Raw genomic sequence first — 12,811 nt, 5'->3', positions numbered from 1 at the left:
CCTGATTTTAGGTTAGAATTTCTGGTGATTTGAAGGAACTTTAGCGTAAAATTTACTATTGAAAATTAAAAGGAGGAAAGCGATGCTTTGTCAGAATTGTAATATTAACGAATCAACTATTCACCTTTACACGAGTGTGAATGGTCAAAAAAAGCAAATTGATCTTTGCCAAAATTGTTATCAAATTATGAAATCCGGCGGTCAAGAAGCTTTGTTTGGTGCAGGGGCAAATTCAAATAATGGAAATGCAGATGAACCTTTCAATCCGTTTAACGATATTTTCAATGCTTTGCATGGTCAAGATTTTCCAAATGGGCCGGGTTCGGCTAAAAATCCAACACCACCAACGCAAACTGGTGGACGTGGTCCTCGGGGACCGCAAAATCCTCGAAGTAAACAACCTAAGGGAATGTTGGAAGAGTTTGGAATCAATGTGACAGATTCGGCGCGGCGTGGTGAAATTGATCCCGTGATTGGTCGAGATGAAGAAATTACACGAGTCATTGAAATTCTCAATCGTCGGACGAAAAATAATCCGGTTTTGATTGGTGAGCCTGGTGTGGGTAAGACTGCTGTTGTTGAAGGCTTGGCCCAAAAAATTGTTGACGGTGATGTGCCACAAAAATTGCAAAATAAGGATGTGATTCGTCTTGATGTGGTTTCTTTAGTGCAGGGCACAGGGATTCGGGGTCAATTTGAAGAACGGATGCAAAAATTGATGGATGAAATCAGAAAACGTAATGATGTCATTATGTTCATTGATGAAATTCATGAGATTGTCGGGGCAGGTTCTGCTGGTGACGGCAATATGGACGCTGGAAATATTTTGAAACCAGCGCTGGCGCGTGGTGAACTGCAATTGGTTGGAGCGACAACGCTTAATGAATATCGGATCATTGAAAAGGATGCGGCGCTTGAACGGCGGATGCAACCTGTTAAGGTTGATGAACCTTCTGTTGAGGAAACCATTACGATTTTACGCGGGATTCAGCCGCGTTATGAAGACTATCATCATGTGAAATATACGGATGCGGCGATTGAAGCGGCAGCGCATTTGTCAAATCGGTATATTCAAGATCGTTTCTTGCCTGATAAGGCGATTGACCTCTTGGATGAGTCTGGTTCTAAGAAAAATTTAACCCTTAAATTTGTTGATCCTGAAGATATTAGTCGACGGATTGATCAGGCGGAACAGCAAAAAGCTGAAGCGACACGTGCTGAGGATTTTGAAAAGGCTGCACATTTCCGTGATCAAATCGCTAAATTAAGGGAACTTCAAAATCATGAAGTTTCTGATGATGAGATGCCAATTATCACGGAGAAGGATATTGAGCAAATTGTTGAGCAAAAAACACAGATTCCTGTGGGTGATTTGAAGGAAAAAGAACAGACCCAATTGATCAATTTGGCGGGAGACTTGAAAGCTCATGTCATTGGTCAGGATGAAGCGGTGGATAAGATTGCTAAGGCCATTCGTCGTTCTCGTGTGGGGCTTGGTAAACCTAATCGTCCAATCGGTTCTTTCCTCTTTGTTGGGCCAACGGGGGTTGGTAAAACGGAGCTTGCCAAACAGCTTGCCAATGAACTTTTCGGCTCAAGTGAGAGCATGATTCGTTTTGATATGAGTGAATACATGGAAAAACATTCTGTGGCAAAACTCATTGGGGCGCCTCCTGGCTATGTGGGCTATGAAGAAGCGGGGCAATTGACAGAACGAGTGCGTCGGAATCCTTACAGTTTGATTTTGCTGGATGAGATTGAAAAAGCGCATCCTGATGTGATGCATATGTTCTTGCAGATTCTTGAGGACGGACGTTTGACGGATGCGCAAGGGCGCACGGTGTCGTTTAAAGATAGTTTGATTATCATGACGTCTAATGCTGGAACGGGCAAAGTCGAAGCCAATGTTGGTTTTGGTGCGGCGCGTGAAGGACGAACAAAATCTGTGCTTGGTCAATTGGGCGATTTCTTTAGTCCTGAGTTTATGAATCGTTTTGATGGCATCATTGAATTTTCAGCGTTGAGTAAGGAAAATCTGTTGAAAATTGTCGATTTGATGTTGGCTGACGTGAATGAACAAATTGGTCGAAATGAAATTCATCTGGATGTGACGCAGGCTGCTAAGGAAAAATTGGTTGATTTGGGCTATGATCCGGCGATGGGTGCACGGCCTTTACGCCGTACAATTCAAGAAAATATTGAAGATCCTATTGCGGATTTCTATATTGAACATCCTGAACACAAGGACTTGGTGGCTGATTTGATTGATGACAAGATTGTGATTTCAAATCATGCGCAAGAACCAGCTGAAACGACTGACGAAGAAATTGCAGCGGAGTAATTTATTCGTCAGTGAGAGAAATTGCTGACGAAAATGAGAAAACTTACTGACGGATTAGTCGGTAAGTTTTCTATATCATTTTTTAATCTATTTTTAATTTGTTATAATGAAATGAGAATAAAAAGAGAATGGAGAGGCAAGATGAAAATTATCAAAGCTTTGGTGCTTGTTGCGCTGGGAGTGATGCTTGGCTGGGCTGGCGGTTATATGACTGCGCACAGTTGGGATTTGTTGAGTGTGCTGGGTGTTCATGAGAGCCGAATTAATAGGGTGGAAGCGGATGGAGAGAGGCAAACGACTTCCCAAGAAAGGACAATGAGTTTAGCTGAAGCGCGTGAAATTGCGGAAAATGACTTGCGTGAAAGAGGAATTGAAGCGACTTTTACACGTGATGCAGACCTTGATTCTGACGGCGGTCAACGCGTTTGGGAGTTAGAATATCACTGGAAAAATCAGGTGATTGAGTATCAGATTGATGCACAAACAGGTCAAATTATTAAATTTGAGAGAGATTTAAATGATTAAATAAGAAAATAATAAGAAAAAATACTGACGGATTCTTACAGGAAAATGCGTCAGTATTTTTTCTTAGTCGATTTGGTCAATCCATTCGTCAAGATAGCCGAGATTGTAGTTGTACTGCGTTTCTTGGGCGACTTGGGCTAAGGAAACGTTGGTAAGTGTGCTGACAAGGGTGTTTTCAATCTCATCCAGGGCATTGGTAATGGCACAGCGCTTGGCTTTTCCAGCTTCTTCGCCGATGAAATTTTGCAAAAGACCTTGACTTTGAAAAATGCGTCCGCGACCTTCGATCGCTAAGAAAACATCATAAAAACTGATGTCTTGGAGGGCTTTATTGAGTGAAAAACCACCATTTTTTCCAGGGGTTGAGCGCAGAAGCCCTTCATCAACGAGGGATTTGATGATTTTTTTGAGGTAAGAGGGTGAAACTTTGAGGCGGTTGGCAAGGGCAATCGAACTCATGGTACGATTTTCGGGAAGTCTTGCCAAAATTAATAAGACGTAAACAGACTGTTCCCAGCCGGAAGAGAGTTTCATAGGTAGCTCCTGATCTAAATTTTAATGGGTAACTATTGACAAGGTCAAGAAAAAGGCGTATTATCTATATTAGAGATAAGAGTTGTCTCTAATAACTATAATTAACTTTATTTTATTATAGCAGAAAAAGAGAAAAAACTCATCTAAATAGAAAAAATGGAGGACTACATCATGGTAGTTAAAGTTGGTATCAATGGTTTTGGGCGCATCGGACGTTTGGCTTTACGACGTGCGCAAAATGTGGAAGGTGTGGAGATTGTTGCGGTCAATGATTTGACAGATCCTGCGATGTTGGCACATTTGCTCAAATATGACAGTACACAAGGGACATTTGACGGAACCATTGAAGTGGCTGATGGAGGATTTTTGGTTAATGGAAAATTTATCAAAGTCACCCAAGAACGTGATCCTGAAAAGATTGACTGGGCAGCCTCTGGCGTTGAGATTGTATTAGAAGCGACAGGGTTCTTTGCGACACGGGAAAAAGCGGAAAAACATTTGCACGCAAATGGCGGTGCTAAAAAAGTTATCATCACGGCTCCTGGGGGTAATGACGTCAAAACTGTTGTCTACAATGTTAACCATGAGATTTTGGACGGCACAGAAACAGTCATCAGCCCCGGTTCATGTACAACAAACTGTCTTGCTCCGATGGCTAATGCCTTGAATAAAGAGTTTGGTATTGAGGTGGGGACAATGACCACTATTCACAGCTATACAGGCGATCAAATGATACTGGACGGCCCTCATCCTAAAGGAAATTTCCGTCGGGCAAGAGCGGCAGCAATCAACACTGTTCCTACTTCATCAGGTGCTGCTAAAGCAATTGGTCTGGTTCTTCCAGAACTTAGTGGTCGTTTGAAAGGTCATGCTCAACGTGTAGCTACACCAACAGGTTCGCTGACAGAATTGGTTTCCGTGGTGAAAAAGCCAGTCACTGCTGATGAAGTCAATGCGGCGATGAAGAAATACAGCACAGAAAGCTTTGCCTACAACGAAGATGAAATCGTAAGCTCTGATATCATTGGCGACACACATGGCTCCGTCTTTGATGCCACACAAACCGAAGTCACTCACTTTGGCGATACTTATCTGGTCAAGACGGTCGCTTGGTACGATAATGAAATGAGTTTCACCGCTCAATTGATTCGGACTTTGGAATATTTTGCCAAACTTGCGAAATAAGCCAGAGAAAATACTGACGAAAAATCCAGTTTACCTACAAACTGGATTTTTTTTGCATCAGGTATGTTTTTCCCCAATCGTTCATTTCCAAAAGAATCGGTAGGAGGCGATGACCAAGGGGAGAAAGTTGATAGGAAATTTTTTGCCCGTCAATAACTCTAAGAAGAATTCCATCATTCACTAATTCTTTGAGTTGCAAAGCAAGCATTCGCCGAGTGCATTCGGGAATTTGGCGACTCAGTTCATTAAAATGGAGTGATTGATCCTTCAGTCGACAAAGAATGATTGATTTCCAGCGTCCTGAGATTATTTTTATTGTTGTATCTAACGGACAAAATTCATGATGAAGATGACTTGAGTTGACAGCGTTCATTTTTTTATTATAAACCAAATGTTTTTAAGAAACAAGAGGTATACTTTTTTTCACTTGATTGGATTTGAGTTTAAGAATAGACTAGAAGATGGAGGTAAAAAATGAAAGAAGCAGAACTATTGAAGAGTTATTTTGAACTATCTGACAGTGCAGGGAAAAATGTTCAAGATTTTGAAAAGTTATTGGCTTTATTCTCAAAAGATGCCAGAATTATAACGAATGGTCAAGTGGTAACAGACATTCGGCAGTTTTTCAGGACATTTTTTGATAGAAATGTTGAATTGCACCACCTTTTTGATGCATCGGCAAGTCAAGTGGATTGGGTAGTTGCTGGACGACGTTCTACGGGTCAACTTTTTGCTTTGAAAGGTGTAGATACAGCAGTTTTTCAAAATAAGAAAATTATCAAGTTAATAGTAAAAATAAGTGAGAGCATTTAGCCAGAGAAAATACTGACGAAAATAAAAAAACTTACTGACGCGTTTCCCTGCCTAGCCCTTGCCCTGAAAAGGCAAAGGACTGAGCTGAAAAACTTTCGTCAGTAAGTTTTTTGTTCTTTTTTAATTACGTCAGCAAATTCTCTGGTTTATTTGACGATAATCATGCCTTCTTTGATTTCCCAAGGGGCGTTCATGTTGATGTGATCGTAAAACATGATGCCGTTGATGTGGTCAATCTCGTGTTGGACACAAATCGCTGGAAAATCTTTGAGACGGATTTTTTTCTTTTCGCCATCTTTATTGACGTATTCGACAGTGACGCGCGCGTGACGCACCACGTAGCCAGGCACTTCGCGGTCAACAGACAGACAGCCTTCGCCGCCCTCAACCGCAGCATCTTGGACAGAATGGCTTACGATTTTCGGATTATACATGATTTCGCGCATCTTGTAAGCTTCTTTAGGCGCAACTTCATTGCCTTCATCATCAATTTCAACGTCATTTGGAATCAAAACGGCAATGACTTTTTTGAGCAAGCCCAATTGATTAGCTGCCAGCCCAACGCCGCCGCGCAGACCCAGCTTTTCAGCCATGACAGGATCTTGGGAATGATGCAAAAATTGCAACATTTTTTCGCCCAAGATGATATCCTCATCAGACAAAGGCAAAGTCACATCAGCAGCAACCTCGCGCAAAGTAGGATAACCCTCACGGATAATATCATCCATCGTAATCATACGGCTGGCTTTAATCAAATTTTGTTGAATTTCATCAGGATTCATTGGTAAATAAAACTTCCTTTTCTTTTTTGTGAATATAGGTTAATTATAGCATATTTTTGCTGACGAAAATGGTAAAATTAAATTAAAAGTTTATTGGCGTCTTTTCGTCAGTAAAATTTCGGAGAATTTGCTGACGAAAATAAGCTCAGAGCCTAGCGAGCAGTATTGTCAATAAAAAGAGGCAAATCTGGCTGGTTCAGCTTGCATAAGTCCCCGAAATTCCAAAATACGATTTAACTATCGAAAGCAAAAACAAACTCAAAGCCCGAAAAGCTTTCAAGGAGTCCATCAAAACAATGAATCCATATAGACAAAACGTGGCCGCCCTCATCCTCAACCAAGAAAATAAAATCTGGCTCGGCAAGCGCTCAGATGGCTTAGCCTGGGGTTTTCCTCAAGGCGGTATCGAAGCAGGAGAAAAGCCAGAAGAAGCTATCCAACGCGAACTACGTGAGGAAATCGGCACCCGAGACTTTGACCTTCTTGCCAAATGCCCCCACACTCTAAAATACGATTTTCCAAGCCATCTGACCTTCCCGACGTGGACTTATAAAGGACAAGAACAACATTATTTCCTCGTCAAACTGCATGAAAATGCTCAGATAGACCTCGAAAGCAAACCCGACGAAATCGAGTTTTCCACCTACAAATGGCTGGATCTTTCCGAAATTCGTCAAATGGACTTTGGCTTTAAAAACGAAGTCTATCAGCAAGCGCTGGATTATTTTGAAAGTTATATTGGGAAAAGTTAAATTTTTTGACTAGAGGCAAAATTAGTGAAAGACAAAGATAAATATCACGGATTGAAGCCAGAAAAAGGGCGCAGTCAAGACCGAAATCTGAGAAACTTAGTCGGGCGGAAAGTGTCTGTTAAAGGGACAATCATCAATCAGTGGGAGAAGCAACACAAAGACGGACGAAATTTCGTGCAAATCACGCTTAGACCAGCTCTTATCAATGGTTCAATTGAACTGGATCATCTCAATCTCTTTGTTGAATTACAAAAAAATCATAAAAATCCAATCTTGGACGGTACAGAATTTCGTTGCGTAAGTACGGTTGAAAAATACCAACGACGAAACAAGACCACAGGAACATTCTATACCAATTATGGTGTGACTGAGATTCGCAAACGGTATTATTTGGAAGCCATTGAACAAGCACAAGCTCAAAAAGAGCTGTTACTCGCAAATCAAGCTCACACATTAGCAGATAAATTAAAGGAATTTTGGTGCCGTTTTGTTGATTTTAAATTTCCTCCGAATGAAATTTTTGACGTGTCCAATCTCTTTGATAACCAGAATAAAAACCCTAAAGAAGGCAAATTAAAGCCGACTATTTCAGCAAAGCACCATAATTTTCACACGATGGAAGCTTTGCTCAAAGATATCCAAGTAGAACTAGAGGAGTAACTATGCCAATAGAAAGAATCACAACCAACAAATTTGAGTTAGTCAGCAAATACGACCCCGCTGGTGACCAAGGCGAGGCCATTGAGCAGCTGGTTGACAACATCGAAAACGGTGAAAAAGCCCAAATCTTGCGCGGAGCGACAGGGACAGGGAAAACCTACACCATGAGCCAAGTCATCGCCCGCACAGGAAAGCCCACCCTCGTCATGGCGCACAACAAGACCCTAGCCGGTCAGCTTTACAGCGAGTTCAAGGAATTTTTCCCCAACAATGCCGTTGAGTATTTCGTGTCCTACTATGACTACTACCAACCCGAAGCCTACGTGCCGTCTTCTGATACCTATATTGAAAAAGACAGCTCGGTCAATGACGAAATCGATAAACTGCGCCATTCAGCAACATCAAGCCTTTTGGAGCGCAATGATGTGATTGTTGTGGCTTCGGTTTCCTGCATTTACGGTTTGGGTTCACCCAAAGAATATCAAGATTCAGTCGTTTCCCTACGTCCTGGTCAAGAAATTTCCCGAGATAAATTATTAAATGATTTGGTCGGTATTCAATTTGAGCGCAATGATATTGACTTTCAGCGCGGGCGTTTTCGTGTACGGGGCGATGTGGTGGAAATTTTCCCTGCTTCTCGCGATGAACACGCTTTTCGTGTAGAATTTTTCGGTGATGAAATTGACCGCATTCGTGAAATTGAAGTTTTGACAGGGCAAGTTTTAAGCGAAGTGGATCATTTGGCCATTTTCCCAGCAACGCACTTCATGACCAATGACGAACGTATGGAAGAATCCATTGCCAAAATCGAGGCAGAACTTGAAGAACAGCTGAAAGTTTTCCGCTCAGAAGGCAAACTCCTTGAAGCACAGCGCTTGGAACAACGCACCAACTACGACATCGAAATGCTTCGTGAGATGGGCTATTGCAACGGGGTCGAAAACTATTCGCGCCACATGGATGGTCGTTCTGAGGGGGAGCCACCTTATACGCTGCTTGATTTCTTCCCTGATGATTTCATGATTATGATTGACGAGTCCCACATGACCATGGGGCAAGTCAAGGGAATGTATAACGGCGACAGAGCGCGCAAAGAAATGCTCTGTAACTACGGCTTTCGCTTGCCTTCAGCGCTAGATAACCGTCCTTTAAAACGAGAAGAATTTGAAAGTCATGTCCACCAGATCATTTACGTTTCAGCAACACCTGGCGACTATGAAATGGAGCAAACTGACACCATTGTTGAGCAAATCATTCGTCCGACAGGTCTATTGGATCCTGTGGTGGAAGTCCGTCCGATGATGGGACAAATTGACGACTTGGTTGGTGAAATCAATAAGCGGGCTGAGAAAAATGAGCGGGTCTTTGTGACGACCTTGACCAAGAAAATGTCCGAAGATTTGACCGCCTATTTCAAGGAAATGGGCATCAAGGTCAAATATATGCACTCGGACATTAAAACCCTTGAGCGGACGGAGATCATCCGTGATTTGCGGTTGGGCGTATTTGATGTGCTGGTCGGAATTAACCTGCTGCGTGAAGGAATTGACGTGCCTGAAGTCTCTTTGGTGGCCATTTTGGATGCGGATAAGGAAGGATTCTTGCGCAATGAGCGCGGGCTGATTCAGACCATCGGTCGTGCGGCGCGGAACTCTGAAGGACACGTTATTCTCTACTCAGATATGGCAAAAGCACTGGATGAAAATGACCCTGCGGATAAGGAAATTTTGGATAGTGGCTATTATACAGAATACGAGGGCGAAAAATATAAGATTACGCGCTCGATGAAGCACGCCATTGATGAAACAGCCCGCCGACGTGAGATTCAAAAGGCTTATAATGAAAAACACGGCATCATTCCCCAAACCATTAAGAAGGAAATCCGTGATTTGATTGCAATCACGAAGAAAACGGACTCTGGAGAAGTGGAAGAAGTTGATGCTAGCGCAATGAATAAAAAAGAACGCAAACAATTGGTCGCAAAATTGGAGAAAGAAATGCAACAAGCTGCCGCTGCGCTTGATTTCGAAGGTGCAGCTCAATTGCGGGACATGGTCTTAGAATTACGCGCGATGGACTAAAAACAAAATTGAATAAGATAAATAAAAATTCACTCTTCAAAGTGAATTTTTATTTTGTGAAAAGGCGTTTTAGTGCATTTTTTAGAAAAAAACAGCACTTTTTTAAATAAATATAAATAAATTCTTGACAAATAAAAACAAGAGTGTATAATTATACTTATTCAATTTATAAAAGAGGTGTAATCATGAACGTGAAGAAAATGAGTTTAGGTTTGGTTGGTTTGGCAGCTGTCGCAACTTTGGCAGCTTGTGGCAACGGAAATGCGCAAAATCAGGTCGATAAAGTAAAAAAAGCAGGTGTTTTGAAGGTGGCTTTATCGCCAGATTATCCACCCTTTGAATTTCAAATGATTAAAAATGGCAAAAATACGGTGGTCGGTTCGGACGTTGATTTAGCCAACGCAATTGGTAAGAAGTTGGGCGTCAAAGTCAAGATTGAAGCGATGGATTTTAATAATGTTTTGACCAGTTTGAGTTCGGGCAAAGCGGATATTGCAATTTCTGGGATTACAAAGAAACCTTCTCGTGAAAAAAGTGTGAATTTTTCTGAGGTTTATTATACACCAAGCAATTATTTGGTGGTCAAAAAATCTGATTTGAATAAATATACGTCTTTGTCTGATTTTAAAGGCAAAAAAATTGCAGCACAAAAAGGTTCTGTTCAAGAGGGAATCGTCAGCGGCCAATTTACAGGTGCAACAGAAATTGGTCTTCCACAAATTGGCGATGAAATCAATGAAGTCAAGGGCGGACAGGTTCAAGGTGCTGTCATTGAAAATTTGATTGCCAAGGCCTATGTGGCAGGAAATCCCGACTTGGCCATTTCTAAACTGGAGGTAACAACGCCAAAAGCTGACAGTTATGGTTACGCAGTTGCCTCGGCCAAAGGCTCAACAGAATTGACAAAAACCATCAATTCCGTTATCAAAGCAGAGTTGAAAGATGGCACAATGGCCAAAAATATCCAAAAAAACTATGATCTCTCAAAAGAGAACAATAAATAAGACTGGCGCCCGAGGGAAAATACTGACGCAACTGAACTTTTGGCGTCAGCGACAGAGAAAATGCTGACGTAACTGAACTTTTGGCGTCAGCGACAGAAAAAATACTGACGCAACTGAACTTTTGGCGTCAGTGCTAGAGAAAATGCTGACGTAACTTATTTACTTTAAAAAATAAAAAAATCACTGACGAAACTTGAAAAATGTTTTCGTCAGTGATTTTTCTTGTATTATTTTGTTTGAGAAGCTGCTTCGTCAACGATGAAAGTGAATTGGCAAGTGGTTACTTTTTTGCCATCAACATAAGCTGCAGCCTCAGCCGTTCCGACTTTACCACGGAATTTTGTGATTTCAAATTCGAGCTTCATCACATCACCTGGAGTGACTTTTTGACGGAATTTCGCTTTGTCAATTCCACCGATATAAGCCATTTTACCTTGAAATTCTTCTTTTTTAAGAATCAAGATTGAACCAGCTTGCGCAAGGGCTTCTAAAATCAATACACCAGGGAAAGTTGGGTTTCCGGGAAAATGACCATTGAAAACTTCTTCGTTAATTGTCACATTTTTTGTGGCCAAGATTTTATTTTCAGAAATTTCATCAACATAGTCGATAAACATGATTGGATAGCGGTTCGGGATGACTTCCATCACCTCAGTAGCAGTCATAGCATATTTTTGAGTCATTTTTTGTTCCTTTTCTTCTTTCAAAAATCATTTGAAGCGCCGAGGCTATCCGTGAGTCTTGGATTCTAACTTGACAGTTCAGCATTTTTAAGTTAAAATTTTATGTATCATGTATTTTGATATACAAAACCTTTTACAATTATAGTACCAATTTCTTGTGAAAGTGTCAACTTTTTTATTAAATTAAAGAAAAGGACTTATTTTATTTATGTTTTTAGAAGGTAAAAAAATCGTCATTATGGGCGTTGCCAACAATAAATCAATTGCTTGGGGATGTGCAAAAGCGATGAAAGACCAAGGCGCAACATTGATTTATACTTATCAAAACGAGCGTATGGAAAAACAATTGGCAAAATTGGCTGAACCAGAAGATTTGCTCATTGAATGTGACGTTGTTTCTGATGAATCAATCCGCCGTGCGTTTGCGACAATCGAAGCACGCGTTGGCAAAATCGACGGACTTGTTCACGCTGTGGCTTATTCGAAAAAAGAAGAACTTGGCGGAAATGTTTCTGACATTTCACGTGATGGCTACGCACTTGCACAAGACATCTCTTCATACAGCTTGCTTGCTGTTTCAAAAGCTGCAAAACCATTGCTTAACAAAGGCGCTGGTATCGTGACATTGACTTACATGGGATCAGTTCGTGCGATTCCTAACTACAACGTGATGGGAATTGCTAAAGCGGCCCTTGAAGCGACTGTTCGTTACTTGGCAGCTGAAATGGCTCACGTTGGTGTTCACGTCAACGGAATCTCAGCTGGTGCCATCAAAACACTTGCTGTATCTGGTGTATCCGGCTACAAAGATTTGATCAAAGAATCTGACAGCCGTACAGCTGACGGTGTTGGTGTAACGATTGAAGAAGTCGGACAAACCGCAGCCTTCCTCGTTAGCCCACTTGCCTCAGGTGTCATTGGCGACATTGTTTATGTTGACAAAGGCGTTCATTTGACTTAAAAAACAGAAAAAATACTGACGGAAATTTTCGTCAGTATTTTTTTAATGCTTTTTGAAAAATCTAACCAACCAAGCATCACGAAGCTCAAGCTCAAGGGGCTTTTTGGGAGGAAGATTTCCCTGTGCCAGCAGATTTTTAATCTGTTTACAGCGATGAGGAATCATCAACAAAGGCAAAGCACTCGCGCTAAAAAATCGAACCTCTGCCGTCTCAGGCCCTGAAACAAGCGCCTTGCCTCCAATAATTTCGCCCGCAAAAATAAATTGTACATCACCAAGCGCTTTGTTGACATAAATTCCAGAAAGAAAAGCAGGCCGAATCCTAAAACCGCTCTCCTCTAAACACTCACGCTCAGCAGCCTGCTCAGGATTTTCCCCTTTTTCAACACGTCCCCCGGGCAAATCCCACAAGGGCCAATCACGCCGTTTGACCAATAAAATTTTTTCCTGCTGAGTTTTGCAGACGACAAAAGCACCCGAAGTTTTCATA

Annotated in this window: 14 protein-coding genes; 9 read left to right on the top strand and 5 right to left on the bottom strand. The window is 41.6% G+C overall.

What is annotated here, in order from left to right:
• Positions 1 to 82: 82 nt before the first annotated feature.
• The gene (locus tag EQJ87_RS04305; protein ID WP_130123502.1) at positions 83 to 2,341 is read left to right on the top strand and encodes an ATP-dependent Clp protease ATP-binding subunit; all 2,259 of its coding nucleotides are present in this window, start codon (positions 83 to 85) and stop codon (positions 2,339 to 2,341) included.
• Positions 2,342 to 2,482: 141 nt separating this feature from the next.
• Positions 2,483 to 2,866, top strand: a complete 384-nt coding sequence (locus EQJ87_RS04300) for a PepSY domain-containing protein (protein WP_190289043.1) — start codon at positions 2,483 to 2,485, stop codon at positions 2,864 to 2,866.
• A 63-nt stretch (positions 2,867 to 2,929) separates the two neighbouring features.
• On the opposite strand, the gene EQJ87_RS04295 is transcribed toward EQJ87_RS04300, so the two are convergent.
• Entirely contained in the window at positions 2,930 to 3,400 is a 471-nt protein-coding gene (locus EQJ87_RS04295; protein ID WP_130123500.1) for an Rrf2 family transcriptional regulator, read from the bottom strand.
• A gap of 171 nt (positions 3,401 to 3,571) precedes the next feature.
• Here EQJ87_RS04295 and gap point away from each other — a divergent pair, with 171 nt between their 5' ends.
• Positions 3,572 to 4,585, top strand: coding sequence for a type I glyceraldehyde-3-phosphate dehydrogenase (gene gap, locus EQJ87_RS04290; RefSeq protein ID WP_130123499.1), 1,014 nt, complete (start codon positions 3,572 to 3,574; stop codon positions 4,583 to 4,585).
• Positions 4,586 to 4,619: 34 nt separating this feature from the next.
• On the opposite strand, the gene EQJ87_RS04285 is transcribed toward gap, so the two are convergent.
• On the bottom strand, positions 4,620 to 4,958 hold the full coding sequence (locus EQJ87_RS04285; RefSeq protein WP_130123498.1) for a winged helix-turn-helix transcriptional regulator: 339 nt from the start codon (positions 4,956 to 4,958) through the stop codon (positions 4,620 to 4,622).
• A gap of 101 nt (positions 4,959 to 5,059) precedes the next feature.
• Here EQJ87_RS04285 and EQJ87_RS04280 point away from each other — a divergent pair, with 101 nt between their 5' ends.
• The gene (locus EQJ87_RS04280) at positions 5,060 to 5,398 is read left to right on the top strand and encodes a nuclear transport factor 2 family protein (RefSeq protein WP_130123497.1); all 339 of its coding nucleotides are present in this window, start codon (positions 5,060 to 5,062) and stop codon (positions 5,396 to 5,398) included.
• 146 nt (positions 5,399 to 5,544) lie between these two features.
• Here the strand turns inward: EQJ87_RS04280 and def are convergent, their stop codons facing one another.
• Positions 5,545 to 6,180, bottom strand: coding sequence for a peptide deformylase (gene def / locus EQJ87_RS04275; RefSeq protein ID WP_130123496.1), 636 nt, complete (start codon positions 6,178 to 6,180; stop codon positions 5,545 to 5,547).
• Positions 6,181 to 6,476: 296 nt separating this feature from the next.
• Here def and EQJ87_RS04270 point away from each other — a divergent pair, with 296 nt between their 5' ends.
• From EQJ87_RS04270 to EQJ87_RS04255, 4 genes are all read left to right on the top strand, one after another.
• The gene (locus EQJ87_RS04270) at positions 6,477 to 6,932 is read left to right on the top strand and encodes an RNA pyrophosphohydrolase (protein WP_130123495.1); all 456 of its coding nucleotides are present in this window, start codon (positions 6,477 to 6,479) and stop codon (positions 6,930 to 6,932) included.
• Positions 6,933 to 6,956: 24 nt separating this feature from the next.
• Positions 6,957 to 7,592, top strand: a complete 636-nt coding sequence (locus tag EQJ87_RS04265; protein ID WP_130123494.1) for a hypothetical protein — start codon at positions 6,957 to 6,959, stop codon at positions 7,590 to 7,592.
• A gap of 2 nt (positions 7,593 to 7,594) precedes the next feature.
• The gene (uvrB, locus tag EQJ87_RS04260) at positions 7,595 to 9,673 is read left to right on the top strand and encodes an excinuclease ABC subunit UvrB (RefSeq protein ID WP_130123493.1); all 2,079 of its coding nucleotides are present in this window, start codon (positions 7,595 to 7,597) and stop codon (positions 9,671 to 9,673) included.
• A gap of 185 nt (positions 9,674 to 9,858) precedes the next feature.
• Entirely contained in the window at positions 9,859 to 10,677 is an 819-nt protein-coding gene (locus tag EQJ87_RS04255) for a transporter substrate-binding domain-containing protein (protein WP_190289042.1), read from the top strand.
• A 227-nt stretch (positions 10,678 to 10,904) separates the two neighbouring features.
• On the opposite strand, the gene fabZ is transcribed toward EQJ87_RS04255, so the two are convergent.
• Positions 10,905 to 11,360, bottom strand: coding sequence for a 3-hydroxyacyl-ACP dehydratase FabZ (fabZ, locus tag EQJ87_RS04250; RefSeq protein WP_130123492.1), 456 nt, complete (start codon positions 11,358 to 11,360; stop codon positions 10,905 to 10,907).
• A gap of 208 nt (positions 11,361 to 11,568) precedes the next feature.
• Here fabZ and fabI point away from each other — a divergent pair, with 208 nt between their 5' ends.
• Positions 11,569 to 12,321 (top strand): enoyl-ACP reductase FabI, encoded by a 753-nt coding sequence (gene fabI, locus EQJ87_RS04245; protein ID WP_130123491.1) that lies wholly within the window; start codon positions 11,569 to 11,571, stop codon positions 12,319 to 12,321.
• A gap of 42 nt (positions 12,322 to 12,363) precedes the next feature.
• On the opposite strand, the gene EQJ87_RS04240 is transcribed toward fabI, so the two are convergent.
• Entirely contained in the window at positions 12,364 to 12,810 is a 447-nt protein-coding gene (locus EQJ87_RS04240) for an NUDIX hydrolase (RefSeq protein ID WP_130123490.1), read from the bottom strand.
• Position 12,811: the final 1 nt, after the last annotated feature.

Origin of the sequence: Lactococcus sp. S-13, assembly GCF_004210295.1 — a bacterium.
In the GTDB taxonomy this organism is placed as follows: domain Bacteria; phylum Bacillota; class Bacilli; order Lactobacillales; family Streptococcaceae; genus Lactococcus.
Note: the sequence above shows the minus strand (reverse complement) of the source record. Positions and strands in the feature narration are given on the sequence as shown.

Coding starts and splice junctions, on each gene's coding strand:
- fabI (WP_130123491.1), top strand. CDS start 11,569: ATGTTTTTAGAAGGTAAAAAAATCGTCATTATGGGCGTTGCCAACAAT.
- EQJ87_RS04240 (WP_130123490.1), bottom strand. CDS start 12,810: ATGAAAACTTCGGGTGCTTTTGTCGTCTGCAAAACTCAGCAGGAAAAA.
- EQJ87_RS04255 (WP_190289042.1), top strand. CDS start 9,859: ATGAACGTGAAGAAAATGAGTTTAGGTTTGGTTGGTTTGGCAGCTGTC.
- def (WP_130123496.1), bottom strand. CDS start 6,180: ATGAATCCTGATGAAATTCAACAAAATTTGATTAAAGCCAGCCGTATG.
- fabZ (WP_130123492.1), bottom strand. CDS start 11,360: ATGACTCAAAAATATGCTATGACTGCTACTGAGGTGATGGAAGTCATC.
- EQJ87_RS04280 (WP_130123497.1), top strand. CDS start 5,060: ATGAAAGAAGCAGAACTATTGAAGAGTTATTTTGAACTATCTGACAGT.
- EQJ87_RS04295 (WP_130123500.1), bottom strand. CDS start 3,400: ATGAAACTCTCTTCCGGCTGGGAACAGTCTGTTTACGTCTTATTAATT.
- gap (WP_130123499.1), top strand. CDS start 3,572: ATGGTAGTTAAAGTTGGTATCAATGGTTTTGGGCGCATCGGACGTTTG.
- EQJ87_RS04285 (WP_130123498.1), bottom strand. CDS start 4,958: ATGAACGCTGTCAACTCAAGTCATCTTCATCATGAATTTTGTCCGTTA.
- EQJ87_RS04270 (WP_130123495.1), top strand. CDS start 6,477: ATGAATCCATATAGACAAAACGTGGCCGCCCTCATCCTCAACCAAGAA.
- uvrB (WP_130123493.1), top strand. CDS start 7,595: ATGCCAATAGAAAGAATCACAACCAACAAATTTGAGTTAGTCAGCAAA.
- EQJ87_RS04305 (WP_130123502.1), top strand. CDS start 83: ATGCTTTGTCAGAATTGTAATATTAACGAATCAACTATTCACCTTTAC.
- EQJ87_RS04300 (WP_190289043.1), top strand. CDS start 2,483: ATGAAAATTATCAAAGCTTTGGTGCTTGTTGCGCTGGGAGTGATGCTT.